This window comes from Collinsella sp. AF25-2LB (assembly GCF_003458415.1).
Lineage (GTDB): Bacteria > Actinomycetota > Coriobacteriia > Coriobacteriales > Coriobacteriaceae > Collinsella.
The window spans coordinates 26,756-51,921 of sequence record NZ_QRUF01000013.1; the positions used below are offsets into that span (position 1 = coordinate 26,756).

The window sequence follows — 25,166 nt, forward strand, 5'->3', positions numbered from 1 at the left end:
AGCCGTCTATGATTCCCGGATCGAACAAGGACCATCCGTCCTTCTTAAAGTCGTTTTCCTACGCCATGGAGGGCTTCGTCACCGCCGTCAAGACCGAGCGCAACATTAAGGTCATGCTCGTTGCGGGCGTGTGCACCGTCATTGCCGGCTGCGTCGTGGGGCTCGACATTGCCGAGTGGGCCACGATTATCATCTGTTGCGGCCTGGTGATTCACGGCGAGCTGTGCAACACCGCTATGGAGGCCATCGTCGACCTGGCGACCCAGGAGCTCCATCCGCTGGCCAAGCGTGCGAAGGACATCGCCGCCGCTTCCGTATACATACTTTCCATCACCGCCGCGATTGTGGGCGTGCTGGTATTTGCCCACGCGCTCGGCTTTATTTAGAAGGGGATTCCCATGTCCGACAATATGCAGCCTACCGATGAAGTTTTGGATGACGAGCTCCTTGACGCGGTGGATACCGAGGAGCTCGAGGATGTCGAGGAGTTCGACCCGTTTGAGGGCATGAGCGACGAGGAACTCGACTCCCTGTGCGACGAGGACGACGGTCCTATGGGCTTTGGTGACGTGGAACCCGGTTTCCGCAGCGGCTTCGTGGCCCTGGTCGGTCGTCCCAACGCCGGCAAGTCCACGCTGCTTAATGCCTGCTATGGCAAAAAGGTCGCCATCACCTCGCCGGTGGCACAGACGACCCGCCGCCGCATGCGCGCCGTCGTCAACCGTCCCGGCTACCAGCTGGTCTTTGTCGATACCCCGGGTATTCATAAGCCCAAGGACGGCCTGGGGTCCGAGCTCAACAAGAGCGCACTGTTCGAGTTGAACGATGTCGACGTCGTCGCGTTTTTGATTGATGCCACCAAGCCGATCGGCAGGGGAGACGCCTGGGTTGCCGAGCGCGTCAGATGCGCTCGTTGCAAGAAGGTCCTGGTGCTCACCAAGGCCGATGAGGCCGACCCCGCACAGGTCATGGAGCAGCTTAAGGCTGCCCACGAGCTTATGGAATATGACGACGAGATTGTGACGTCGTCGGTCAAGAACTTCAACGTCGATGCCTTTATCGAGACCGTTGCGCACTTTTTGCCCGAGGGTCCGCGTTGGTTCCCCGAGGACATGGGTACCGACGCTTCCGATGAGACGCTCGTTGCCGAGTTTGTGCGCGAGAAGGTCTTGCGCCGCACCCGTGATGAGATCCCGCACTCCGTTGGCGTGATCTGCGATGCGCTCGAGCAGACCAAGAAGGTGCTGCGCGTGCACGCCACCATTTACGTCGAGCGCGAGGGCCAAAAGGGCATCATCATCGGCAAGGGCGGCGAGATGATCAAGCATATCGGTATCGACGCCCGTCGCGATCTTGAGCGCATTTTTGGCACGCAGGTCTTTTTGGAGCTGGACGTGAAGGTCAAGGCCGGCTGGCGTGACGACGAGGCCCAGATTCGCCGCTTTGGCTACAACGCCGAGGACTAAGGACGCGCGGCGCGCATGGCAGGCTCCCGGACATATCGCACGAAAGTGCTCGTGCTCGATAAGACTAAGCTCAAAGAGACCGACCTGATCTTGACGATGCTTGACGAGCGGGGGCGGCAGGTTCGTGCCGTGGCAAAGGGCGCCCGCAAACCCGGCGGACGCCTGGCTGCGCGCTGCGAGCTGTTCTGTACGGTAGATATGCTGCTCGCACATGGACGGTCACTCGACGTGGTTTCCCAGGCCGAGCTTATGGAGGCGCCGCTCGGCGTTGCGCCCGATTACGAGACGACCTGCGCCGCAAGCGCGATCGCCGAGGTCGCGCGCGTGTGCTCGTTCGAGGACGCCGAGGACCCGTTTACCTTTGCTATAACGCAGCGAGCGCTTGCCCTGGTGGGCAGCGGGCTCGACACGGCGCATATGGATCTACTTGTGGCGGCATATGTCTTTAAGCTGCTGTCGCACGTTGGCTATCGACCCGATTTTTCGGCCTGCGTGCTGTGCGGAGACCCCATGCTGTCGTATTTTTCGCCCCAGGCGGGCGGCCTCATGTGCGGGTCGTGCGCGTCGAGCGTTCCAGGTGCCGAACTGGTGTCGACCGGTGAGGCCGCATGGCTGCGCGCCCTCATGTCCATGACCTTCGATGCGCTTTTGGCCGAGCGAATCGACCCGCATACCGCAGCCTTTTTGCTGGGGCTTTCGCATGTTTGGGCTGCGACGCACACCGATCAGCGCCTCCGTGCGATGGAATTCATGTTGGGTCGGTGATGATGCGCAGGCGCGGGCTGCTTGTGGTAACATACCGACCTGTTGGTACCTCGACCTTGGTTGCTCGCTCCACCGGCGGCTTCCCAGTCCGAGGCGAATCGAGTCGCCCGATGGCGACGCAAAAAGAAAGGTGAAACAATGACTGTTTCCAAAGAGCGCAAGGCGGAGCTGACTGCCCAGTTCGGTAACACCCCGGTCGACACCGGCAACCCCAAGGTTCAGGTCGCCATCCTGTCCGAGCGCATCAAGGAGCTGACCGAGCACATGAAGTCCCACCAGAAGGACTTCCACACCCGTCGTGGTCTGCTCATGCTCGTCGGTCGTCGTCGTCGTCTTCTCTCCTACATCAAGAAGAACGACATCGTCGAGTACCGTGAGCTCATCAAGGCTCTGGGCATCCGCGACAACATCCAGTAGGATTTGTACATGCTAAGAGCGTCCTGCGCAGCGGGGCGCTCTTTTTGTGTAAGGGCGCGAACAATCACGCTCTGAAGCGTGGCGGGGGCAGGGGGTCCGCGTCACATGAGAAGCCCGCAGGCAAGGGGCCTGTGGGGTAAAGGAGAACAATGACACTCGTATCCAAGACCTTTGAGCTGTACGGCAAGACCTACACCTTTGAGTCGGGCGAGCTTGCCAAGCAGGCCACCGGCGCCTGCCTGGTCAAGCAGGGCGACACCACGATGCTCGATACCGTGGTCGTCTCCAAGGAGCGCAAGAACTATGACTTCTTCCCGCTGACCGTCGACTTCAACGAGAAGATGTACGCTGCCGGCCGCATCCCGGGTGGCTACCTCAAGCGTGAGGGCCGTCCCAGCGAGAAGGCCACGCTCACCGCGCGCATGATCGACCGTCCGATTCGCCCGAGCTTCCCGGACGGCTTCCGCAACGAGGTGCACATCGTCGCTACCTCGCTTGTCGCCGACCAGGTCAACCCCTTTGACGTCATCAACGTCATGGGTGCTTCCCTGGCCATGACGCTCGGCGGCGTGCCCTTCGAGGGCCCGCTTGCCTGCGTGCGCATCGGCCGTAACGTGGAGACCGGCGAGTTTATCGTCAACCCCACCTACGAGGAGCGCGAGAACTCCGATCTGGACTTGGAGCTGGGCGGCTCCGCCGACTTCATCTCGATGGTCGAGGCCGGCGCCGAGGAGATCTCTGAGGACGACATGCTCGCCGCCATGAAGTTTGGCCAGGAGGCCCTTGCTGCCTTCTGCCAGGCTCAGGATGAGTTCGTCGCCGAGTGGGAGCAGGTCAACGGCCCCATCGTCAAGAAGGAGTACCCGCTCGACCAGCCCGTCGAGGAGGTCCAGGAGCGCATCTTCGCCCACTACGACGAGATGGCAGCCGCCTTGCGCGACGCCGACAAGCTCTCCCGTATCGGCAAGGTCGAGGCTCTGAAGGAGTCCATCCGCGCCGAGTTCACCGAGGAGGAGCAGGCTGCTTGGGAGCGCGAGATCCCCGTGGCGCTCAAGAAGCTCGAGAAGAAGGCCATGCGCACCATGGTCGTCGAGACCGGCGAGCGCGTCGACGGCCGTGCCGCCGACGAGATCCGTCCTATCATGGTGAAGGACAACTACCTGCCGCTCGTTCACGGCTCCGGCCTGTTCCAGCGCGGTCAGACTCAGGTGCTCTCCGTCCTGTCGCTCGGTATGCTCAACGAGGGCCAGCGTCTGGATACCATCGAGCCCACCGAGGGCAAGCGCTACATGCACCACTACAACTTCCCGCCGTTTTGCACCGGCGAGACCGGCCGCATGGGCAGCCCCAAGCGCCGCGAGATCGGTCACGGCAACCTGGCTGAGCGCGCTCTGCTTCCGGTGCTTCCCGACGAGAACGAGTTCCCCTACGCCATCCGCGTGGTCTCCGAGGTCATGGAGTCCAACGGCTCCTCTTCGATGGCTTCGACCTGCGGTTCCACGCTCGCCCTTATGGACGGCGGCGTGCCCATTAAGCGCCCGGTCTCCGGTATCGCCATGGGCCTGATCCAGGAGGAGGGCAAGACCGTGGTCCTGTCCGACATCCAGGGTCTCGAGGACTTCCTGGGCGACATGGACTTTAAGGTCACCGGCACCACCGAGGGCATCACCGCCCTGCAGATGGACAACAAGGCCACCGGCCTCACCTTCGATATCCTGGCCCGCGCTCTGCAGCAGGCCAAGGAGGGTCGCGCCTTCATCCTGCAGAAGATGCTCGATGTTATCCCCGAGCCGCGCCACACTACGCGCAGCACCGCTCCGCGCATCGTTTCCATCCAGGTTCCGACCGACAAGATCCGCGACGTCATAGGTTCCGGCGGTAAGGTCATCCGTGGTATCCAGGATGAGACCGGCGCTTCGGTCGACATCCAGGAGGACGGCACCGTCTTTGTCGGCGGCACCGGCGAGTCCGTCGACCAGGCCGTCGAGCGCATCAAGCTCATCATCAAGGTTCCCGAGCCGGGCGAGGAGTACACCGGTCGCGTGGTCTCCATCCAGCCCTTCGGCGCCTTCGTTAACCTGCTGCCCGGTAAGGACGGCCTGCTGCACATCTCCCGCGTCGCCAAGGGCCGCGTGGAGAAGGTCGAGGACGTCCTCAACGTGGGCGACGAGGTCAAGGTCGTTGTCATCGAGGTCGACGATCGCGGCAAGATCTCGCTCGATCGTCTTGACAAGCCCGAGGCCCCGGCTCGCGCCGAGGGTGCCTCCGAGGGCGACGGCGAGCACTTCCAGCGTCGTGAGCGTCCGCGTCGCGAGCGCTCCGAGCGTAGCGACCGTCCGCGCCGTCCCGGCGACAACGGAGGCCGCAAGCCCCGCCGTCACCACGACGCCGAGTAGCAGCTCCACATAAGCAGTTCAACAAGGGCGACTCCGCAATGGGGTCGCCCTTTTGCTTGCGCCCGGGAGGGACGCATATGAAGTTTCCTGCTCTTCAGTCCTGCGCAAGACGGAAAGCACATTAAGTGCTTTCCTTTGCGTGCGGAACTCGCGATAAACTTCATATGCGTCCCTCCCGGGCGCAAGCAAAAGGGCTGGTTAATGCCGCTCGCTATTTAGTTAGACAGTCTATTCAGTAGTCAGATTACAGATCTGTAGATAACCGCAGCAGCATCTTCCCAGATAAAACCGACCAAAATAAATCTGTCTCTATTTGGCAGGTTTCCCGTGGGGCGGGCACTGATGAAGTTTATCGCGAGTTCCGCACGAACAGGAGGCCACTTAATGTGGCCTCCGTCGTGAGCAGGACTGTAGAGCAGGAAACTTCATCAGTGCCCGCCCCACGGGAAACCGGCGGGATGGACCAGTTCAGATGGGGCTTTGATGCATGGGTGGTCTGTTGGTGGGCAAATGGGTATCATACTGTGGTTACTGCGTCGACTCTGTGATGCATGTTTGTACGTTCCCGGCGGTCGGTTTGCCAGAAGCGCCCCGTCGGTTGTTCCAGACCCGTTTCGAAGAAAGGAAACCACACTAACCTATGGCAGCTAAAAAATCATCTCCCTTGAAGATCATTCCGCTCGGCGGCCTTGACGGCATCGGCAAGAACATGACGGTCTTCGAGTGCGGCGACGACATGGTGCTCGTCGACGCCGGTCTCATGTTCCCGGATGACTCCCAGCCTGGTATCGATCTGGTGCTTCCCGACTACACCTATGTTCTGGAGAACGAGGAGAAGCTCCGCGGTATCGTCGTCACCCACGGCCACGAGGACCACACCGGTTCGCTTCCGTACCTGCTGCAGGACCTCAACAATAAGGTGCCCATCTTCTCGAGCAAGCTGACGCTTGGCTTTATCGAGGGCAAGCTTTCTGAGTTCCGCATCCGCGCACCCAAGTTCCGCGAGGTCAAGGGCGGCAGCCATGTCAACCTCGGCGGCATCTCGCTCGACTTCTTCTCGATGACGCACTCCATCCCCGGCGCTCTGGGCGTGTTCATCCGCACAAATCAGGGCACCGTTATGCACACCGGCGACTTTAAGCTCGACCAGACGCCCATCGATGGCGTCACGCCCGACTATGCCGCTATCAGCCGCTTTGCTAAGCAGGGCATCGACCTACTGCTTTCCGACTCCACCAATGCCACGGTTCCCGGCTTTACCAAGTCAGAGGCCGAGGTTGGTCCCAACCTGCTGCACGCCATCAAGAACGCCCCGGGTCGCGTGTTCGTCGCGTCGTTCTCGAGCCACATCCATCGTTTGCAGCAGATCTGCGATGCCGCCCGCAAGTGCGGCCGTAAGGTCGTTGTGACCGGTCGCTCCATGCTCACTAACACCCGCGTGGCGCGCGAGCTTGGCTACCTCAACATCGACGACGCCGATATCATCGATGCCTTTGACATTGATAACCTGCCTGACGACAAGATTGTCGTCATGTGCACCGGTTCGCAGGGCGAGCCGCTGTCGGCCCTGTCCCGCATGGCCAATGGCGAGCACAAGACGCTCTCCATCCACGAGGGCGATACCGTTATCCTCTCGGCAACTCCTGTTCCCGGCAATGAGAAAGCCGTCCAGCAGGTCGTCAACAGCCTGGCCAAGCTCGGCTGCGACGTGTGGGATAAGAACCGCGCTCTCGTTCACGTTTCCGGTCACGGTAGCCAGGAGGAGCTTAAGCTCCTGATGGCCATGGCCAAGCCCACGTACTTTATGCCGGTTCACGGTGAGGCCGTGCATCTGCGCGCCCATGCCCAGCTGGCCCGCAAGATGGGCATCAAGGATGATCACATCTTTATCCTCGATAACGGCGACACGCTCGAGATGCGCGGTGGTATCGTCAAGCGTGGTACGCCCGTCGAGTCCGGCGTCGTCTACGTCGACGGCCTGCGTATCGGCGATACCGACCCCATCGTCCTGCGCGATCGCCAGAAGCTCGCCAATGACGGTATGGTCACGGCCGTCGCCATCGTCTCGCTCAAGCACAAGAAGATTGAGGCCATCGAGTTCTCGGGCCGCGGCGTCTCGTTTGCCATCGACGACCAGTTCTCCGAGGATGCCTCCGCGTCTATTATGAAGACGATTGAGAAGGGCAAGTTCAGCTTTACGAGCAGCGGTTCCGATGCCATTCGCAAGGCCGTGCGCGACTCGCTCTCTAACTTTATCTGGAGTCGTACGCGCACTCGTCCGATGATCATCCCGGTCGTCATGGAGGTTTAGTTTGGCGCGCGGATCTGCACAAAACGCCAAAGGCAATAAAGCCAACAACCAACCGGCATCTGCTAAGGGTGCCGGTTCCCATCTTCGTGCCAATAAGGGCCACGAGACCGACTTCGACGATTTTGAGCCCCTGGTCGAGCCCTCGGCCAACCGCGATATCGCCGGCGTGGTCATCGCCGTTTTGGCGATTGCGTCCTTCATTGCCGTGATTTCGCCGGCGACTGCACCCGTTACGGCTGCGGTTGCCGGTTTCTACCACCTGGGCTTTGGTCTGGGCGCCTACGTGCTGCCGATCGTTATTTTGCTGTTTGCCGCCACGCTCTTTTTAGGCGAGGACTCGCCGCTCAACGTGCGCTCTGTTGCGGGCGGAGCCGTGGTCTTTATCGCCGTCGTCTCCATTCTTTCGCTGATGGTGCCGGGTACGAGTGTCTCGTGTGACCTTATGTTCACGCCGCAAAATTTGTCCGCCTCGGGTGGCTACATCGGTGCGTTTATTGCGAGTGCGCTGCAGAATGCCCTGGGTAAGCCTATCGCGATGGTAGTCCTGTTGGGCCTTGTCGTCGTGGGCTTGGTCATCATCGGCTTTTCGGTGGGTGGCGTGCTGCGCTCTGCTCGCGACCGTGCGGCCGATTTTGCCGAGCGCCGTCGTGCCGATGTCAACGCCAGCCCGTGGGGTGACGACGAAGCCCTGTCGGTGCCCGGCGTTGCCCGTCCGCACCTGAGCATTCTTCGTCAAAAGGGCTCCGATGCTGCCGTGACCACGGTCATGGACAACGATGTGGACCCGGTTTTGGACGATGACGACGAGGACGAGAATCCGTTTGTCGACGTGTCCGAGTCGGTTGAGGTTGAGCGCGCTAAGACGACGCTGCTGCCGCGCCGCCATGCCAAGAAGGGCAAGGCTGCGCCTAAGCTCAATACAAGCGAGCCCGACCCGTCTTGGTCCGATAGCGAGATTGAGCTCACCGAGGGCGATGACGAGGACGACGAGGCTCCGATTGAGACCGCAAAGACAACTTTGCTGCCGCGTCGCCATGCAAAGCGCGACCAGGTAACCGGCCAGCTTTCGATGGAAGACGACCCCGATAAGATCGACGAGTTCGAGCCGCCGTTTGCCGTGAATCCTGTCTCGGCAGCACCTCAGATTCCCGACTTCTTGAAGCATCCCAAGGTTGCCGATGCGCCTGCCTCGAGTGCCGTCGAATCGGCTGCGGCTAGCGATGGGGGAGCGGACGGTGGCGCCGCAGATAACGAGGGCGAAGAAGAGGACGGCCTCAAGCTTCCGCCGCTCGAAATCCTGCATGCCAACCCGCAGTCGGCTTCCGCCGCGTCTTCGGACAAGGAGTTGGAGCAGACCGCTGAGTCACTGCAATCCACCTTGCTTGAGTTTGGCCGCAGTGCCCGCGTGGTCGGCTGGATCGCCGGCCCCACGGTGACGACCTTTAAGCTGCAACCTGGTGAGGGCGAGCGCGTGAGCAAGATTTCGAGCCTCGAGGACGATATCGCGCTTTCGCTCGCTGCCCAGTCGGTACGTATCTTTGCCCCGATCCCCGGCACCTCGCTCGTGGGCATCGAGATTCCCAACCGCAAGCGCCAGAACGTCAACCTGGGCGACGTGCTGCCCTATGTGAAGGGCGGTCCGCTCGAGCTCGCCATCGGCCGCGATGCCGAGGGCACGCCGGTTGTCGCCGACCTTGCCAAGATGCCCCACCTGTTGATTGCCGGTACGACCGGTTCTGGAAAGTCGGTGATGATCAACTCCATCATCACGACTCTGCTCATGCGTACTCTTCCCGAGGACGTTCGCCTGATCATGGTCGACCCCAAGCGCGTCGAGCTTGCGGGCTATAACGGACTGCCGCATCTCTATGTGCCCGTGGTGACCGAGCCCAAGCAGGCCGCGAGCGCTCTGCAATGGGCCGTGTCCGAGATGGAGCGTCGCCTGAAGGTCTTCGAGCGTCTCAACGTGCGTAAGATCTCGACCTACAACGAAAAGCAGGCCGCCGGCGAGTTTGAGCATTACGACAATCCGCCGCAAAAGATGCCCTACCTGGTCATCATCATTGACGAGCTCTCGGACCTGATGATGGTCGCCGGCAAGGATGTTGAGGCCTCGATCGTACGTATTGCACAGCTGGGCCGTGCCGCCGGCATTCATCTTATCGTGGCCACGCAGCGCCCCAGCTCCAACGTGGTGACGGGCCTCATTAAGGCCAACATCACCAACCGCATCGCCTTTAACGTCGCCACGGGCATCGACTCGCGCGTCATCATCGACCAGATGGGCGCCGAAAAGCTCACCGGTTTGGGCGACATGCTGTTCTCCAAGGTCGACTGGGGCAAGCCCCGCCGTATCCAGGGCTGCTTTGTCTCGGATGATGAAATCAACGAGATTGTCGAGTTCGTCAAGTCGCAGAGCGAGCCCGACTACCACGAGGAGATCCTGTCTGCCGTGACGCCCGCTTCCATGTCCATGGCGGGTGGCGGCGGCATTGTCCGCACCGTAGTCGCCGAGCCGCAAGACGACGATCCGCTCATTTGGGAAGCCGCCCATATTGTGGTGGAATCGCAGCTTGGCTCCACATCTGGCCTGCAACGTCGTCTGAAGGTTGGCTATGCGCGTGCCGGGCGTATTATGGACATGCTGGAAGAAAAGGGTGTCGTTGGTCCGCCTGACGGTTCCAAGCCGCGTGAGGTTCTGCTGGACGAAGAGGGTCTTGCCGCGCTGAAATCTGTCGACGCCGAGATGGCACGTGAAGATCGTGAGTTTGGAGGATTCTGATGGCTGCACGCTTTGGTGACATGCTGCTCGAGCAGCGTCGCCGAATGGGCCTTTCCATTCAGCAGGTCGCCAACACCATCAAAATCAGGCCGCAGATCATCGAGTTTTTCGAGACCGGTAACTTTGCTTCGATGCCGCCGCGCGGCTATGCGCAGGGCATGATTTCGAGCTATGCTCGCTTTTTGGGCCTCAATCCGCGCGAGGTCGTCAATGCCTACTTTGACGACCTGATGGCATACGAACGCGAGACGTCGCAGCAGGGCGGTCGTTTTCAGGACGCCGCTGGCTACGTCAATTCGCGTTCCTCGGTCGATAACGGGCGCTTCCTGATGGTTCAGGGCGGTCGTTCGACGCGTTATGGACAGCGTCCTCAGCAGGCCGGTTATATTACCGAGACGGGTTCGGGCGAGGAGATTCGTTCGCAGCGTGACCGGTTCCGCAGTACGCCGATGCCCGAGGACCGTGCACTTCCCGCTGCCCGCGGCGTGGCTCGTGACCCTCGTGCCGGCTACGGCGACGGCGGCTATTCCGATCGCGGTTACCGTGGGGTCTCTTCTGGTCGCTCTCGCGGTGGCTATGCGGATGCCGATACCACGCAGGTGACGCCGCGTCTTCGCTCTCAATCACAGCCGTATGGCCAGCGCTCTTCGGCTCCGCGTTCGGGCCAGCGTGGCTATCAAGGCCGCGGTGAACTTGCGCCCCGCTCGGGTCAGCGCAGCCTTCAGGGCCAGGGTGGCTATCGCGGCCGTTCCGATAGCAATCGTGGTCGTATGCCTCAGGGAGGCGGCCGCAGCAGTTCCAATCGTGGACGCGGCGGATCACGTACTCCTCAAAACAACGGGCTCGATCCGCGTATCGTCTACGCCGGCATCGGTGCCGTTGCGCTGTTGTTGATTGTGCTCATCGTGGTGCTTCTGCGCGGCTGCGCATCTTCGGCGCCCGAGACCACGCCCGAGACGCCCACTGCTACCAAGACGACGACCAAGAAGTCTTCTAAGAAGACCGAAACGGTCGACGAGGACGAAGACACCGATGAGGCGACGGATGAGTCGACTGACTCGGACGCTACCAAGACGACGGCCAAGAAGGAAGAGAACGAGGTCACGAAGGTCAAAGTCTCCGTTGCCAAGGGAAAGACCGCGTGGATTGAGGTCAAGGTCGACGGCAAGTCGGTCTATGGCGCCCAAGCGACTGGCCCCTTTGAGCAGGAGTACTCGCCCGAGTCCTCGATCGAGATCACCACGTCCAAGCCTTCCGATGTCACCGTTACCAAGAACGGTGAAAAGGTTCGTTACGATACCAAGACCTCGGGCGTGGCGCGTGTGACGATCACCGTTCCCAAGAAGGAGACGACTGATTCCGAGAATGGTGAAAGTTCTGATGGTACCGATACCACCGATGGTGCCGATACCACCGACGTTACCGATGCCCAGTCCACGGATGGCGCCGATACCGCAACTGACGGTCAGACACCCACCGATTCTATTGACTATTCGTACGATAGCTACTAAGCCGCTCGTACGCGAAAGGAAACATCATGGCTAAAGATTCCAGCTTCGACGTCGTGTCCGAGGTCAACATGCAAGAGGTCGACAACGCCTTCCAGCAGACCACGCGCGAGATTTCCCAGCGCTATGACCTTAAGGATTCCGGCGCCACGATCGAGCTTTCGAAGGGCGACAAGCTCTTTACGATCAGCGCCCCGGCTGACTTTGTCTCTAAGCAGATTATCGACGTGCTGAGTTCCAAGCTCATCAAGCGCGGCATTGACCTCAAGGCTGTCTCGTGGGATGCTCCTCAGGCGGCATCGGGCGGCACCGTGCGCGTGCTCGGCCATATTGTCGAGGGTATCGACCAGGCGACCGCCAAGAAGATCAACAAGGACATCAAGGACCAAAAGCTCAAGGTCAAGGTGACCATCGAGGCCGACAAGCTGCGTGTTTCCTCTGCTTCGAAGGATGCGTTGCAGACCGTAATCCAGTTCCTGCGCGACCAGGACTACGGCCAGCCGCTACAGTTCACCAACTACCGCTAATATCATTCGAAAGGACCGCTCTCCAACATGGATACACCGTTGGGCTCCGTGCTCTACATCACCCTCGGGTGCGCTAAGAACGAGGTCGACACCGACCGCATGCGTTCTCTTTTGACTGCTGCGGGCTACGAGGATGCATTCGACCCGCAGGATGCCGATATCGCCATCGTCAATACATGCTCGTTCCTCGCCTCCGCAACGTCCGAGAGCATCGAGACCACGCTCGAGCTCGCCAACGAGGTTCAGGACGGCGTTCGTTCTTGCCCCATCGTTATGTGCGGCTGTGTGCCGTCGCGCTATGGCGACGACCTGCCTGACGAGCTGCCCGAGGTCGCTGCCTTTGTGAAGGCCGACGAGGAGGACGGCATCGTGGCGGTCATCGATGGCGTGCTGGGTGTCGAGCGCGAGATTGCAGCCTATATCCCGCAGGTCAAACGTACCGTCGAGGGTGCTGTCGCCTACGTCAAGATTTCCGATGGCTGCAACCGCTTCTGCAGCTTCTGCATGATTCCCTACATCCGCGGCCGCTATCATTCGCGCAATGCCGAGAGCATCATCTCCGAGGTGCGCGACCTGGTTGCCGGCGGTGTGCGCGAGATCGTGCTGATCGGCCAGGACACGGGCATCTGGGGTACCGACTTTGCCGACGAGGACGTCGCCGATGGCTCGCCGCGCAATCTGGCGCAGCTGCTGCGTGCCGTCGCCGAGGCCGTGCGCCCGCACAACGTCTGGGTCCGCGTGCTCTATCTGCAGCCCGAGGGCATGACTGACGAACTCATCGAGACGATTCGCGATACGCCCGAGGTGCTGCCCTATATCGATATCCCCGTGCAGCACTGCGACGCGCGCATTCTCAAGGCCATGCGCCGTTCTGGTTCGCGCCAGGAGCTCGAGGACCTGTTCCGCGATCTGCGTGAGCGTATCCCCGGCATCGTGATCCGTTCCACGGCCATGGTCGGCTTCCCGACCGAGACCGACGACGAGTTCCGCGACCTTATCGACTTTATGGACACCGTCGGCTTTGACTACACGAGCGTCTTTGCCTACTCGCAGGAGGAGGGCAGCCTGGCCGCTAAGATGGAGGGTCAGGTCGACGAAGAGGTCAAGCTCGAGCGCGCCCAGGAGGCCATGGACCTGGCCGAGTCGCTCGGTTTTGCCGCCACTGCCGCACATGTGGGCGAGCGCGCCCAGGTGATCGTCGACGGTATCGAAGAGACCGAGGATGGCGCCGAGCTGATCGGCCATGCCTGGTTCCAGGCGCCCGATTCCGATGGCGCGGTGCATCTGGACGCCAGCGAGGCGTCCATGGGCGATATTCTGACCGTCGAGTTTACCGATAGCTTCTGCTATGAGCTTATCGGTCATGTTGTGGAGTAGGAGAGCGTCGTGGCTAACGAGAGCAATAAGGAACTGACGAGTGTCTGGACGCCCGCCAACATCGTGACGTGCGTTCGCATCGTCTTTATCCCGGTGTTCATGATCGTGTCGGCGCTTTCTCACACGAGTGTTGCCGGTACGGATTGGAGCACCTTCGACGGCCCGCTCGCCGCCGCTGCCTTCATTCTGTATGTGATCCTGTCGTGCACCGATAAGGTCGACGGTTATCTGGCGCGTTCGCGCAACGAGATCACCGACTTCGGTAAATTCTTGGACCCCATCGCCGATAAGCTGCTCGTGTTCTCGGCCCTGCTGCTGTTCTTGGATTTTGGCGCGGTGACCGTGTGGTCCGTGTTCATTATCCTGTTCCGCGAGCTGCTGGTGAGCGCCCTTCGCATGGTCGCGAGTGCGGCCGGTGTGGTCGTTGCGGCCGATAAGCTCGGCAAGTACAAGACGGCAACCACGATGGTCTCCATTTGCGGTTACCTGTGCGTTTTTGCTATGGCCGGCTTGCACCTTGGCCCGGTGGCGCTGACGCTCGGCATCTACTCGGTGTCGCGCTTCCTGTACGCCGTTGCCGTTGTCCTGACCGTTATCTCGGGCGCCCAGTACTTCTGGAACTGCCGCAAGATCGTCTTTTCGGTCTAGGTCCTGGTGGGTATGACGGACTCTTTTGAGCAGATTTCCGCACATAACGAGGAGCTGGCGCGTGATATTGTCGAGCGCGCGAGCGCTCGGGGCGTGACGGTTTCGACGGCTGAGTCGCTGACGGCGGGTATGATCGCCTCGACGATTGCCGATATCCCGGGCGCCTCGGCGGTGCTGCGTGGCGGTGCGGTGACCTATTGCGATGAGATTAAGCATCGTGTTCTTGGTGTTGAGCAGGAGACGCTCGACCGCTATACCGCGGTGTCGCATCAGACCGCGCGCGAGATGGCGGTGGGTTCGCTGGAGCTGTACCAGAGCGATATTGCAGTGAGCGTAACGGGTTATGCCGGCCCCGGCGGTGGCACTGAGGACGATCCGGCGGGCACTTTCTATATTGGCTGGGCGCATCGTTCCGCCGATGGGGGCGTGCCGGTCGTGGACTCTGTGCGCTGCCACTATGAGGGCGACCGTTCGTGTGTTCGTGCCCATGCGGTCGCGGAGGCATTGGGGCGCATTGCCCTTGTGCTCAACTCTATGGAATAGACATGTTTTAAGGGGCCTTAGGGCCCCTTAATTGTGGAGATAGGGACCTCTGACAAATTTAGCGTTTGTGCTGGTTGTAGATGTATTTTTGCCTGCCTTGTTCATATTTGGTCCTTTGTGGTCAAGTATTTGGTCAGTGTTTGGTCGGCGTTTGGTTGGGTTTTGGAAAGACCGCCTGCATATGATTGGCCTGAACGGTTGACCACGAACAGCCGTTCGTTTATTATCGATGCAGGTTGTTAAGAGGAGGGCTATTCATGGCCAAGAATTCAGGTCCCGTACGTACCGTTCATGCTCGCACGACGGGTAAAGAGCGCGATGAGATGATCGCCACCACCAAGGCCGAGATCGAGAAGAAATTCGGCCAGGGTTCCATCATGAGGTACGGCGACGGTGGCCCCGAGCTCGAGGTCGAGGCCATTCCCACGGGCGCCCTGGCCCTCGATGCCGCGCTGGGTATCGGCGGCGTGCCGCGCGGCCGTATCGTCGAGATTTACGGTCCTGAGTCCTCCGGTAAGACGACGCTTTCGCTCGAGATCCTGGCCGAGGCCCAGGCAATGGGTGGCGTTGTGGCATTTATCGATGCCGAGCACGCGCTTGATCCCACGTATGCCGCGCGCATCGGCGTGGATATCGACGAGGTACTGATTTCCCAGCCCGATACGGGTGAGCAGGCGCTCGAGATTGTTGACATGCTCGTGTGTTCCGGCGCCATCGATGCTATCGTCGTCGACTCCGTCGCCGCGCTGACCCCGCGTGCCGAGATCGAGGGAGAAATCGGCGACACTACGGTCGGTCTTCAGGCTCGCCTGATGAGCCAGGCGCTCCGCAAGCTCGCCGGCTCGCTGTCCAAGTCCAACACGACGTGCATCTTCATTAACCAGCTGCGTGAGAAGATCGGCGTCATGTTCGGCAACCCCGAGACCACGACGGGCGGCCGCGCCCTTAAGTTCTTCTCTTCGGTGCGTATCGACATTCGCCGCATCGACAGCATTAAGCTTAAGGACGAGGTTATCGGTAACCGCGTGCGCGCCAAGGTCGTTAAGAACAAGGTGGCAGCTCCGTTCCGTTCTGCTGAGTTCGACATCATGTACGGTACGGGCATCTCTAAGGAGGGCTCGATTCTGGACATGGCTGTCGAGTGCGGCATTTGCAAGAAGATGGGCTCCTGGTTTGCCTATGGCGAGGATAAGCTCGGCAACGGTCGCGAGGCCGCCAAGGCGTTCCTGCGCGAACACCCCGATTGTGCCGACGAGATTGAGCATAAGGTCCGCCTTGCCTGTGGACTTGAGTTTGATGACGATGCTCCGTCCGAGGTCGAGCTGACCGATCAGCCTGCGCCTGAGGAGTTTGACGAGCTTTACGCCATCGATGGTTCCGCCATGCTCGATGATGACGACGAGTAGCGGTTACGCTCATGTCGTATACGGTGACCGAGGCCACGGTCGTCTTTCCCGATAAGAAGGCGGCCTCCTCGTTCTCGAGCGGGTATGCGTCCAAAAAGCCTTGCGCACATATCGATTGTGAGCTTGAGGGCGGTTTTGAGCGGTCCATTTGGATTCCCGTGCGGGTCGCGTGGCTGTATGTCAAAAACCGCCCCGATCTTCCCTGTGATTGGGACAACTTCCGTGAGGCGGTGCAGCTCATCGAGCGTAAATGTGCACTTACCATGGTGACCGAGATGCTATCGCGCCGCGACCATGCGACGGGTGAGGTCCGTGACAAGCTGGCTCGCTACGGCTTTCACCAGCCCGCGATCGATTTCGCCGTCGAGCGCGCCACCGAGTATCACTTTTTAGACGACAACCGCTTTTGCTCGTACTTTATCGAGGAGCGCAAGCGGCGCGGTTGGGGACAGCGCAAAATCGAGACCGAGCTCAAGCGCCGTCATGTCGTGCTCGATGACATTCCCGGTTATCCCGAGGATTATTTTGCCGTCGAAGACGATTTGGCGCGTGCGTCAGCCCTGCTCGCCAAGCGGCGTGTTCCAGAGACGCGCGGATTCGAAAAACTGGTTCGGTTTTTGATGGGCAAGGGCTTCTCGTATCACATCGCCGCCGATGCCGTTAAGGCACGTCTCGATGCCGAACGCGAGGAATGTGCGGTTTAGGCGTATGCGTTTTGTGACCCTGCCGTTCACCGCGTTTTAGCCGCCGTGCCGGGGCCATTTATTTGACAGTTGTTGTGGTTCAACGTACGATAAACACTGTCATTTGCTTTGTGATATGTGCTCATCTGTGATGAGTTTGTTTATATGTTTATCTGTATCCGACCCGCATAAGCTGCGCCCATATTACTCAAATGTCGCGAGCCGTTCGTAAGGACGGTTCGCTTTGTTGTGTAACGAATCCATAAAAAGGAGTGAGCATGCCTATCATCGCAGCGCTCGTTGGCATCGTTTTGGGTGCCATCGCCGCCATTGCCTACATGCGCACCGCCAAGCAGGGTAGTCTTCACGAGGCCGACGAAAAGATCCAGTCGGCACACGCACAGGCTGAGTCCCTGATCGGTGATGCTAAGCGTCAGGCCGAGACCCTCAAAAAAGAGGCTCTGCTCGAGGCTAAAGAGGAGATCATCAAGAACAAGCAGGCCGCCGAGGCCGAGGACAAGCAGCGTAAGAGCGAGATTCGTACGCTCGAGAACCGCGTGATGCAGCGCGAGGAGTCCCTCGATCGCCGAAACGATGCCCTCGACAAGCGTGAGCACCAGCTGTCCAGCCAGGCCGGTCAGGTCGAGAAGCGCTCCCGCGAGCTTGAGGAGCTCTGCGCCAAGCAGACCTCCGAGCTCGAGCGTATCGCCGACCTTACCCGCGAGGACGCCCACAAGGAGCTCCTCGATAAGGTTCGCGGCGAGGTCACCCACGAGGCTGCCACGATCATTCGCGAGTCCGAGCAGCAGGTTCGCGCCGAGTGCCACAAGACCGCCCAGGAGATTCTGTCCCTGGCGATTCAGCGCTGCGCTGCCGACCACACAGCCGAGGTCACCGTTACCTCCGTGCACATTCCCTCTGATGACCTCAAGGGCCGTATCATCGGTCGCGAGGGTCGCAACATCCGGACCTTCGAGCAGGTTTCCGGCGTCAACCTCGTGATCGACGACACGCCAGAGACCGTCGTTCTTTCGAGCTTCGACCCGGTCCGTCGCGAGACCGCCCGTGTCGCCCTCGAGAACCTCATCGCCGACGGCCGCATTCACCCTGCCCGCATCGAGGAGATGTATCACAAGGCTGCCGACCTGGTTCAACAGCGCGTGCGCGAGGCTGGCGAGCAGGCTGCCTTCGATACCGGCATTCACGACCTGCACCCCGAGATCGTCAAGACCCTTGGTGCCCTGCGCTACCGTACTTCGTTTGGTCAGAACGTGCTTCAGCACTCCCTCGAAGTCTCTGACCTGTGCGGCGTGATGGCTTCCGAGCTTGGCCTGGACGTTGTGACCGCCAAGCGCGCCGGCCTGCTGCACGACCTGGGCAAGGCAATCGACCATGACGTCGAGGGCCCGCATGCCGTCATCGGCGCCGAGCTTGCCCGCCGTTATGGCGAGAAGCCCGTTATCGTTCACGCTATCGAGGCTCACCATGCCGACGTCGATCCCAACACGGTGCTCGATGTCCTGGTACAGGCCGCCGATGCTGTCTCTGCCTCTCGCCCCGGTGCCCGTCGCGAGTCTGCCGAGAACTACATCAAGCGTCTTGAGAAGCTCGAGGAGATCGCCAACTCCCATGAAGGCGTCGAGCGTACCTATGCCATGCAGGCTGGTCGTGAGGTCCACGTCATGGTTCAGCCGGACAAGATCTCCGATGCCCAGTCCACGGTCCTGGCTCACGACATCGCCCATCAGATCGAGGAAGAGATGGAGTATCCCGGTCAGGTGCGCGTCGTCGTGATTCGCGAGAGCCGCGCTGTCGATATCGCTAAATAACATGAGCGACGCGAACGAGCTCATCTCATTTATCGCGTCGATGTCGGGGGAGGGCAACCTTCGCGTCGAGGAGAACCTTGGCGAGGGGTATGTCCGCCTCCGCGTTTCGGAGGCCGAGCGTCGCCAGGCAAAGCACGACATTCAGCATGTCGAGGATATCGTCATCGAAATGCTCCGTAATGCTCGCGATGCTGGCGCCGACAAAGTCTATCTCGCTACGACCAAGGAAGATGGCGTCCGCACGCTTGTCTTTCTGGATAACGGTTCGGGCGTTCCGCAGGATATGCAAGAGCGAATCTTCGATGCTCGCGTTACCTCCAAGCTCGAGAGCATGAAGATGGACCGTTGGGGCGTTCACGGTCGTGGCATGGCATTGTTTTCGATCAAGCAGAACACCGACGAGGCCCGTGTGGTCACGTCCGGTGTCGATCTTGGTTCAGCCTTTAAGGTGAGCGTTGCGGCCGACCGCCTCAGTGAGCGTGCCGATCAGTCCAGCTGGCCCCAGGCCGTCAAGGATGAGGACGGACGTTATGTCTGTGCTCGCGGCCCGCATAATATTATTCGCGCTGCCTGTGAGTTTGCGCTCGAGGAGCTGCGTGGTTGCGATGTCTATCTTGGTTCTCCGTCTGAGATTGCCGCGACCCTTTATGCTCAGGCGTCAAGTCGGCTCGATACGTCTCGTCTCCTGTTTATTGATGACGAGAGCGAGCTTCCGGTTGTCGATCGTTTAGGCCTTGCCTCTGATGCCGAGGACTTTATCCGTATCTGCTCGGGTTTGGGTCTTGAGATGTCCGAGCGCACGGCACATCGCATTTTGGCAGGGCAGATTAAGCCCGTTCGCGGTGTGACTGCGCGTCTGCTGCGCGAGCGTGATTCGTCCTCGCATGCGCCGGCTCCTGTCGATCTCGCGAAGGATCGTCGCGGGCTACGTATTGCCAAGGATGACATGGCACAGTTTTCGCGTGCTGTGGAGCGCGACTTTAATGACCTTGCCGCCCGGTACTATCTCAACCTTTGCGGCGACCCAAAGATTCGCGTTTCGCGTGATCGAATCACCGTGACCTTCGATCTTGCCAAAGAGGAATAGTGCCTTTACCGAGTCCACTCGGTACGATAAAGTTATTGCAGTTAAAACGTACTTTTAAACGCAGGAGTTTCTTCATGGATTGCCTGAAGGTATCAAGCAAATCATCGCCCGCGTCCGTTGCCGGCGCCATCGCCGGCATGGTCAAGGATGGTGTACCCGTCAACATCCAGTGTGTCGGCGCCGGTGCGGTTAACCAGGCCATTAAGGCCGTGGCTATCGCGCGCGGTTTTTTGATTCCAACCGGTTTTGATATTTCCTGCGCGCCCGTGTTCTCCGACATCCTCATTAATGGGGAGTCGCGCACGGCCATCCGCCTTTCTATCTACGTTCACCAGATCAATCGAGCTGCAATGGATAACGTCGTCATGGATGATGTTAAGCCTGTGGCATAGCTTCTGCTTGCCTCGATTCGCCTCCCTTCCATCGTTAGGACTTATGCACATGGACCAGCGTTCCGTACGCGATATTCTTGCCGGTAAAACCTACTTTATCCGCACCTTTGGCTGCCAGATGAATCAGCACGACTCTGAGCGCGTGAGCGGTCTGCTCGATTCGTATGGTTGCCTTATGGCACTCGATCCCGAGCATGCCGATATTGTTGTCTTCATGACATGCTGCGTGCGCGAGGCCGCTGATACTCGCCTGTACGGTCAGTGCAATTCCTGCAAAAGCCTACCGCCTTCGCCTTCGGGCAAGCGCGTGGTTGCCGTTGGTGGTTGCATCGCGCAGCGCGATGGCGAGGGGCTGCTCACCAACGTCGATAACGTCAATGTCATCTTTGGTACGCATTCCATCGCACATGTGGCCGAGCTCATTGCCGAGGCGTTCCTTGACGGCAAGCGTCATATCCGCACCAATGAGCATGAGGATAGGGATGCCATGAGCATGCCGTGGCATCGCGAGACCCAGTATCACGCCTGGGTGCCCATCATGACGGGCTGTAATAATTTCTGCACCTATTGCATCGTGCCGTACGTGCGCGGTCGCGAAAAGAGCCGCCCCTTCGAGGAAATTGTCGACGAGGTGACCGGTTTGGTGCGCCAGGGCGTGCGTGAGATTACGCTGCTGGGCCAAAACGTTAACTCATATGGTCGCGATCTGTTTGGCAAGCCGCGTTTTGCCGATCTGCTGCGTGCCGTGGGCGATACGGGTGTGGAACGCATCTTCTTTACGTCTTCGCATCCCAAGGACCTGTTGCCCGAGACCATCGACGCCATGGCCGAGACGCCTGCCGTTATGCCGCAGCTGCACTTGGCCGTCCAGTCAGGTTCGACGCGGATCCTCAAAGAGATGAATCGCCGTTATACACGCGAGGACTATTTGGGCCTGGTCGATCGCATTCGCAACCGTATGCCCGATATCGCGCTCTCGACCGACATTATCGTCGGCTTCCCAGGCGAGACTGAAGAAGACTTTGAGCAGACGCTCTCGCTTGCCGAGACGGTCCGCTATGCCCAGGCCTATACCTTCATCTATTCCAAGCGCGCCGGTACCCCGGCCGCCGAGATTGACGATCCTACGCCGCATGAGGTTATTCTCGAGCGTTTCAACCGCCTGGTTAAGGTTATCGAGACCACGGCACATGAGTATAACCAGGGTGAGCTTCATACTGTGGTGCCGGCGCTCATTGAGGGAACGAGTAAAAAGAACGACGCGGTCCTGCTTGGCAAGAGTCCCAAGAATCAGACCGTGCATGCGCCTATCCCCGAGGGTTACAGCATCGATCAGCTTGTTGGCAAGATCGTTGATGTTGACGTTGACGTTGCCAAGACCTGGTATTTGTCCGGTTCCGTTGTGGGCGAGCCGCGCTAATGGTTTCTTCCGAGGCAGGTCTTTCCGCCGTTGCGATCGTCGGTCCGACGGCGGTTGGTAAGAGTGATGTTGCCGACCGTTTGGCCGCTCGTCTTTCGTCCGAAGTGCTGTCGTGCGATGCGATGCAAATCTATCGCGGCATGGACATCGGTACCGCAAAGATGGCGCCCGATGAGTGTACGGCGCCGCTGCGTCTCGTCGACATTGTAGAGCCGGGTGTGGCATATTCTGCTGCGCTTTATCAGGCTGACGCTCGCGCGCATGTTGAACGTCTCCTTGGTTCGGGTTGCCTGCCGGTTTTTTGCGGAGGTACGGGGCTGTATCTCAAGGCCGCCCTAGATGAGATGGATTTTCCCTCGGGCGAGCTTGAGGACGATCGCCGCGCGGAGTATCAGGAGCTTGCCGAGCGCATTGGCGAGGAAGCGCTGCACGCGCTGCTTGCCGAGCGTGACCCCGAGTCCGCTGCGGTCATCCACCCCCATAATGTTCGTCGCGTGATTCGCGCGCTCGAGATGCATGATGATGGTATCTCCTATGCACAGCAAAAAAGTCAGTTTAGTGTTCCGCGCGAGCATTATCATGCCCTATGGTTTGGTCTGACGCGTAATCGCGAGGTGCTCTACGAGCGCATTAACTTGCGTGTCGATATGATGTTTGAGCAGGGTCTTGTCGATGAGGTCCGCGGTCTTATGGGGCAGGGGCTGGGAGATGCCCTGACGTCGATGCAGGCAATTGGCTATAAAGAGATTATCGATGCCTTTAACGGCGTGATTTCTATGGATGAGGCTCGCGAACTCATCAAGATGCGTTCGCGTCGCTATGCCAAGCGTCAGCTTTCGTGGTTTAAGCGCGATGACCGCATCGTGTGGTTTGATATGGATGAATGTACGATCGATGAGGTCGTTGAGGATATCCTGCATCGTATTGAGGCTGCCTAATGGCCCGTTTCCCCCTTGTTCCCACGTCGCCCGAGCCCGAGCGTGCCATTTTAGTTGGTGTTGAGTGGCGCGACAATGCATGGCCACTCGGTCGATCGCTCGATGAGCTGGAGCGCCTTGTCCATACGGCTGGTGCCCAGTGCGTGTCTCGCTTGTCTCAGCGTTTGGTAAAGCCGTATCCTAAATCGTTTATCGGTTCCGGTAAGGTTGAAGAGCTGTGCGGCCTGGTACATCGTATGGATGCCGATGTCGTTATTTTTGACGACGACCTGACGCCCTCGCAGCAATCCTATTTGGAGAAAGCCGTGGGCGAGCCGGTAAAGATTATCGATCGTACGGCATTGATCTTGGATATCTTTGGCCTGCATGCTCAGACGCGTGAGGGGCGCCTACAGGTACAGCTGGCACAGCTTCAATATCTGTTGCCCCGTCTGCGTGGCATGTGGAGTCATCTCGCCAAGGAACAGACGCGCGGCGGCATCGGCTCACGCTTTGGTCAGGGCGAAAGTCAGCTCGAGGTCGACCGTCGCCTCATTCGCAATAAGATTGCCGCGCTTCGTCGTGAGCTTAAGCAGGTTGAACAGCGTCGCGATGTTCAATCCAAGAGCCGCATTGAGTCACCGGCGTTTCGCGTCGCGTTGGCCGGTTATACTAATGCGGGTAAATCGACGTTGCTCAATCGTCTGACCGGATCTACGGTACTTTCGCAGGACAAGCTGTTTGCTACGCTCGACCCGACGACGCGTTCGTATCGCCTGCCCGGCGGTCGCGGCATGACGATTACCGATACCGTCGGCTTTATTCAAAAGCTGCCGCATGGTCTGGTCGATGCCTTTAAATCGACGCTTTCCGAGGTGTTAGGTGCCGATCTTATTCTCAAAGTCGTAGATGCGTCTGATGAGGACTATGAGCGGCAGCTCGAGGCGGTCGATCGCGTGCTTGATGAGATCGGCGCTGGAGAGCGTTTAACGCTGACCGTATTCAATAAAATCGATCTTCTCGATAGCGTTGATCGATTGAGCTTCCGTCGTCGCTATCCCGAGGCCGTGCTGTTCTCGGCCCAGACGGGCGAGGGACTCGACGATCTCGTCGACCGCATTGCTCGTGAGGCGGCTGCCACCGATGTGTTGCTCTCTGCTGATATCCCGTATCGTGAGGGCGCCCTCATCACGCTGGTGCATGAGCAGGGAACCCTTCTGCATGAGGAATATCTAGAGGACGGAGTTCGCATTGTGGCGAAGTTGCCGGCCCGAATCGCGCCGCGTCTAGAGCGTTACCGCACCGAGTAGGCGAGCTCCAAAATGCCCAGAATGATGGGCTGATGCAGCAGATAAAAGGGGAGTGCATGACGTCCAAGGCTGGCGAGCGCCGGCAGGGGGTTGGCGTAGGCCCAGCTTGGGGCGGTCTTACCGATTCCCTGCGCTATGTGTGCGGCGAAGTATCCTGCAAGATACATAAAGATAAACGGGATGATGGGGTAGTAATCACCTGAGATAAATCCAGGGCTCGGAAATCCTAGCCACGCCAGGTATGGGACAGGGTAGGTCGTCTTGGGGATGCTCCAGGTGAGGGCGAACAACACAAGGCATAGGGACATGCCCCATCTCGCCGAAATCTTTTTAAGGACGGGATCGGTCAACGCGACGATGCCGGTACATGCGGCCATACAGTAGATGATGCCAAAATTAACCGAATCGTCTACTGAGACAAGTGTTGTTGCCAACCAGACGACGAGTGCTGCTAAGGCGTATTTGGCGGCACGTTTGATATTGTTGCGCGAAAGAGTGCACATCCAACCCGCGATAAACAAGAATACCCAGCTGATGCTGGCGCGCCAGATGTCTTGAAAGACAGTCTGGGTAAACCAGGGCATATCCCAACCGTACAGGTAGGCGAGATCGTAGCAAGCGTGAAAACCTGCCATTGAAATCATCGTAAACCCGCGGACGGTATCAAAGATGGTGATGCGTTTTTGCATTACGAGAACCGGCGCATCAAGCCGACGACTTTGCCCAAAATAACGGGATTTGTTGTATAGATAGGCTCCATGGTGTCATTCTCGGGCTGCAGGCGTACGCGTCCCTGCTCCTTGTAGAACGTCTTGACGGTCGCTGAACCATCAATCATGGCCACGATAATTTCGCCGTTCATGGCACTCTTTTGTTCACGGACGATGATGTAATCGCCATTGAAGATGCCGACATTGATCATTGAGCTCCCATGCACCTCAAGGATAAAGGAACCCTGATCAGTGGCGATTTCGGTCGGGATAGTAAACGTGTCTTCGATATTCTGCTCGGCCAGAATGGGAATCCCAGCCGCGACGCGACCAACGAGCGGTAGCGAGACCGTTCCGCGAGGTGCGGTGGGCTCGTCAGATTTAGAAATTGAGACAGAGGAACCGTCCTCGTTAAAGAGTTCCAGGGCGCGCGGTTTGGTGGCATCGCGCTTGAGTAGCCCGCGCGCCTCCAGGGCAGATAGATGGGCGTGCACGGTGCTGGGGGAGGAAAGGCCCACGGCAGAAGCCATCTCGCGCACGCTGGGCGGATAACCCTTCTCCTGCTGATATTCCTTGATGAAGTCGTAAATTTGCTGCTGACGCTTGGTAATTTTGCGAGCCATCAGGGCATCCTCTCTACCCATGTCAAACAAATGTTCGAATTTTGCTTGA

22 protein-coding genes are annotated in these 25,166 nt (G+C 59.4%); 20 read left to right on the forward strand and 2 right to left on the reverse strand.

The window, feature by feature from the left end; all coding sequences use genetic code 11:
• The first annotated feature begins 8 nt into the window (after positions 1-8).
• The 20 genes from DWY51_RS07000 (at position 9) to hflX (ending at position 23,784) form a co-directional block, all read left to right on the forward strand.
• Positions 9-386 (forward strand): diacylglycerol kinase family protein, encoded by a 378-nt coding sequence (locus tag DWY51_RS07000; RefSeq protein WP_117770332.1) that lies wholly within the window; start codon positions 9-11, stop codon positions 384-386.
• Positions 387-398: 12 nt separating this feature from the next.
• A complete protein-coding gene (era, locus tag DWY51_RS07005; protein ID WP_199411391.1) occupies positions 399-1,466 on the forward strand; it encodes a GTPase Era in 1,068 nt (355 codons plus the stop codon).
• Positions 1,467-1,481: 15 nt separating this feature from the next.
• Complete coding sequence (gene recO / locus DWY51_RS07010; RefSeq protein WP_117629181.1) at positions 1,482-2,231, forward strand: DNA repair protein RecO; 750 nt, start codon at positions 1,482-1,484, stop codon at positions 2,229-2,231.
• Between the two features lie 138 nt (positions 2,232-2,369).
• Entirely contained in the window at positions 2,370-2,648 is a 279-nt protein-coding gene (gene rpsO, locus DWY51_RS07015; protein WP_035138510.1) for a 30S ribosomal protein S15, read from the forward strand.
• A gap of 149 nt (positions 2,649-2,797) precedes the next feature.
• Positions 2,798-5,044 (forward strand): polyribonucleotide nucleotidyltransferase, encoded by a 2,247-nt coding sequence (locus DWY51_RS07020; RefSeq protein WP_055309899.1) that lies wholly within the window; start codon positions 2,798-2,800, stop codon positions 5,042-5,044.
• 640 nt (positions 5,045-5,684) lie between these two features.
• Complete coding sequence (locus DWY51_RS07025) at positions 5,685-7,355, forward strand: ribonuclease J (protein WP_006235967.1); 1,671 nt, start codon at positions 5,685-5,687, stop codon at positions 7,353-7,355.
• A gap of 1 nt (position 7,356) precedes the next feature.
• Positions 7,357-10,137: a DNA translocase FtsK gene (locus tag DWY51_RS07030; RefSeq protein ID WP_233504653.1), complete on the forward strand. Its 2,781-nt coding sequence runs from the start codon at positions 7,357-7,359 to the stop codon at positions 10,135-10,137.
• The gene (locus tag DWY51_RS07035) at positions 10,137-11,648 is read left to right on the forward strand and encodes a RodZ domain-containing protein (RefSeq protein ID WP_117770333.1); all 1,512 of its coding nucleotides are present in this window, start codon (positions 10,137-10,139) and stop codon (positions 11,646-11,648) included. Before DWY51_RS07030 ends, DWY51_RS07035 begins: the two co-directional genes overlap by 1 nt.
• Positions 11,649-11,674: 26 nt before the next feature.
• A complete protein-coding gene (locus tag DWY51_RS07040; RefSeq protein WP_117770334.1) occupies positions 11,675-12,172 on the forward strand; it encodes a YajQ family cyclic di-GMP-binding protein in 498 nt (165 codons plus the stop codon).
• Between the two features lie 27 nt (positions 12,173-12,199).
• Complete coding sequence (gene rimO / locus DWY51_RS07045; protein ID WP_117770335.1) at positions 12,200-13,549, forward strand: 30S ribosomal protein S12 methylthiotransferase RimO; 1,350 nt, start codon at positions 12,200-12,202, stop codon at positions 13,547-13,549.
• Between the two features lie 99 nt (positions 13,550-13,648).
• Positions 13,649-14,197 carry a CDP-diacylglycerol--glycerol-3-phosphate 3-phosphatidyltransferase gene (pgsA, locus tag DWY51_RS07050; protein ID WP_006235973.1) on the forward strand — a complete coding sequence of 183 codons (549 nt, stop codon included), beginning with the start codon at positions 13,649-13,651 and terminating at the stop codon, positions 14,195-14,197.
• A 12-nt stretch (positions 14,198-14,209) separates the two neighbouring features.
• Positions 14,210-14,740: a CinA family protein gene (locus DWY51_RS07055; RefSeq protein WP_117770336.1), complete on the forward strand. Its 531-nt coding sequence runs from the start codon at positions 14,210-14,212 to the stop codon at positions 14,738-14,740.
• A 257-nt stretch (positions 14,741-14,997) separates the two neighbouring features.
• A complete protein-coding gene (recA, locus tag DWY51_RS07060; RefSeq protein ID WP_117770337.1) occupies positions 14,998-16,146 on the forward strand; it encodes a recombinase RecA in 1,149 nt (382 codons plus the stop codon).
• 11 nt (positions 16,147-16,157) lie between these two features.
• Positions 16,158-16,850, forward strand: a complete 693-nt coding sequence (locus DWY51_RS07065; RefSeq protein WP_117770338.1) for a regulatory protein RecX — start codon at positions 16,158-16,160, stop codon at positions 16,848-16,850.
• A 257-nt stretch (positions 16,851-17,107) separates the two neighbouring features.
• Positions 17,108-18,658 (forward strand): ribonuclease Y, encoded by a 1,551-nt coding sequence (gene rny / locus DWY51_RS07070; RefSeq protein WP_117770339.1) that lies wholly within the window; start codon positions 17,108-17,110, stop codon positions 18,656-18,658.
• A gap of 1 nt (position 18,659) precedes the next feature.
• Positions 18,660-19,745 (forward strand): ATP-binding protein, encoded by a 1,086-nt coding sequence (locus tag DWY51_RS07075; protein WP_006235981.1) that lies wholly within the window; start codon positions 18,660-18,662, stop codon positions 19,743-19,745.
• A gap of 74 nt (positions 19,746-19,819) precedes the next feature.
• Positions 19,820-20,137, forward strand: coding sequence for a stage V sporulation protein S (locus tag DWY51_RS07080; RefSeq protein WP_006235982.1), 318 nt, complete (start codon positions 19,820-19,822; stop codon positions 20,135-20,137).
• Between the two features lie 49 nt (positions 20,138-20,186).
• Positions 20,187-21,557, forward strand: coding sequence for a tRNA (N6-isopentenyl adenosine(37)-C2)-methylthiotransferase MiaB (gene miaB / locus DWY51_RS07085; protein WP_117770340.1), 1,371 nt, complete (start codon positions 20,187-20,189; stop codon positions 21,555-21,557).
• Positions 21,557-22,495 carry a tRNA (adenosine(37)-N6)-dimethylallyltransferase MiaA gene (miaA, locus tag DWY51_RS07090; RefSeq protein ID WP_117770341.1) on the forward strand — a complete coding sequence of 313 codons (939 nt, stop codon included), beginning with the start codon at positions 21,557-21,559 and terminating at the stop codon, positions 22,493-22,495. Before miaB ends, miaA begins: the two co-directional genes overlap by 1 nt.
• Positions 22,495-23,784: a GTPase HflX gene (gene hflX / locus DWY51_RS07095; protein ID WP_117770342.1), complete on the forward strand. Its 1,290-nt coding sequence runs from the start codon at positions 22,495-22,497 to the stop codon at positions 23,782-23,784. Before miaA ends, hflX begins: the two co-directional genes overlap by 1 nt.
• Here the strand turns inward: hflX and DWY51_RS07100 are convergent.
• Positions 23,769-24,473, reverse strand: coding sequence for a heparan-alpha-glucosaminide N-acetyltransferase (locus DWY51_RS07100; protein WP_117770343.1), 705 nt, complete (start codon positions 24,471-24,473; stop codon positions 23,769-23,771). The two genes, hflX and DWY51_RS07100, sit on opposite strands and share 16 nt — an antisense overlap.
• Positions 24,473-25,117 (reverse strand): transcriptional repressor LexA, encoded by a 645-nt coding sequence (lexA, locus tag DWY51_RS07105; RefSeq protein ID WP_147332642.1) that lies wholly within the window; start codon positions 25,115-25,117, stop codon positions 24,473-24,475. The genes DWY51_RS07100 and lexA overlap by 1 nt, the downstream gene beginning before the upstream one ends.
• Positions 25,118-25,166: the final 49 nt, after the last annotated feature.

Bases quoted from the DNA above. Each gene is read 5' to 3' on its own strand.
- rpsO (WP_035138510.1), top strand. From the start codon at position 2,370: ATGACTGTTTCCAAAGAGCGCAAGGCGGAGCTGACTGCCCAGTTCGGT.
- DWY51_RS07040 (WP_117770334.1), top strand. From the start codon at position 11,675: ATGGCTAAAGATTCCAGCTTCGACGTCGTGTCCGAGGTCAACATGCAA.
- DWY51_RS07000 (WP_117770332.1), top strand. From the start codon at position 9: ATGATTCCCGGATCGAACAAGGACCATCCGTCCTTCTTAAAGTCGTTT.
- era (WP_199411391.1), top strand. From the start codon at position 399: ATGTCCGACAATATGCAGCCTACCGATGAAGTTTTGGATGACGAGCTC.
- DWY51_RS07055 (WP_117770336.1), top strand. From the start codon at position 14,210: ATGACGGACTCTTTTGAGCAGATTTCCGCACATAACGAGGAGCTGGCG.
- pgsA (WP_006235973.1), top strand. From the start codon at position 13,649: ATGATCGTGTCGGCGCTTTCTCACACGAGTGTTGCCGGTACGGATTGG.
- miaB (WP_117770340.1), top strand. From the start codon at position 20,187: ATGGACCAGCGTTCCGTACGCGATATTCTTGCCGGTAAAACCTACTTT.
- DWY51_RS07025 (WP_006235967.1), top strand. From the start codon at position 5,685: ATGGCAGCTAAAAAATCATCTCCCTTGAAGATCATTCCGCTCGGCGGC.
- hflX (WP_117770342.1), top strand. From the start codon at position 22,495: ATGGCCCGTTTCCCCCTTGTTCCCACGTCGCCCGAGCCCGAGCGTGCC.
- DWY51_RS07100 (WP_117770343.1), bottom strand. From the start codon at position 24,473: ATGCAAAAACGCATCACCATCTTTGATACCGTCCGCGGGTTTACGATG.
- miaA (WP_117770341.1), top strand. From the start codon at position 21,557: ATGGTTTCTTCCGAGGCAGGTCTTTCCGCCGTTGCGATCGTCGGTCCG.
- DWY51_RS07065 (WP_117770338.1), top strand. From the start codon at position 16,158: ATGTCGTATACGGTGACCGAGGCCACGGTCGTCTTTCCCGATAAGAAG.
- DWY51_RS07075 (WP_006235981.1), top strand. From the start codon at position 18,660: ATGAGCGACGCGAACGAGCTCATCTCATTTATCGCGTCGATGTCGGGG.
- lexA (WP_147332642.1), bottom strand. From the start codon at position 25,117: ATGGCTCGCAAAATTACCAAGCGTCAGCAGCAAATTTACGACTTCATC.
- recA (WP_117770337.1), top strand. From the start codon at position 14,998: ATGGCCAAGAATTCAGGTCCCGTACGTACCGTTCATGCTCGCACGACG.
- rny (WP_117770339.1), top strand. From the start codon at position 17,108: ATGCCTATCATCGCAGCGCTCGTTGGCATCGTTTTGGGTGCCATCGCC.
- DWY51_RS07035 (WP_117770333.1), top strand. From the start codon at position 10,137: ATGGCTGCACGCTTTGGTGACATGCTGCTCGAGCAGCGTCGCCGAATG.
- DWY51_RS07020 (WP_055309899.1), top strand. From the start codon at position 2,798: ATGACACTCGTATCCAAGACCTTTGAGCTGTACGGCAAGACCTACACC.
- recO (WP_117629181.1), top strand. From the start codon at position 1,482: ATGGCAGGCTCCCGGACATATCGCACGAAAGTGCTCGTGCTCGATAAG.
- rimO (WP_117770335.1), top strand. From the start codon at position 12,200: ATGGATACACCGTTGGGCTCCGTGCTCTACATCACCCTCGGGTGCGCT.
- DWY51_RS07080 (WP_006235982.1), top strand. From the start codon at position 19,820: ATGGATTGCCTGAAGGTATCAAGCAAATCATCGCCCGCGTCCGTTGCC.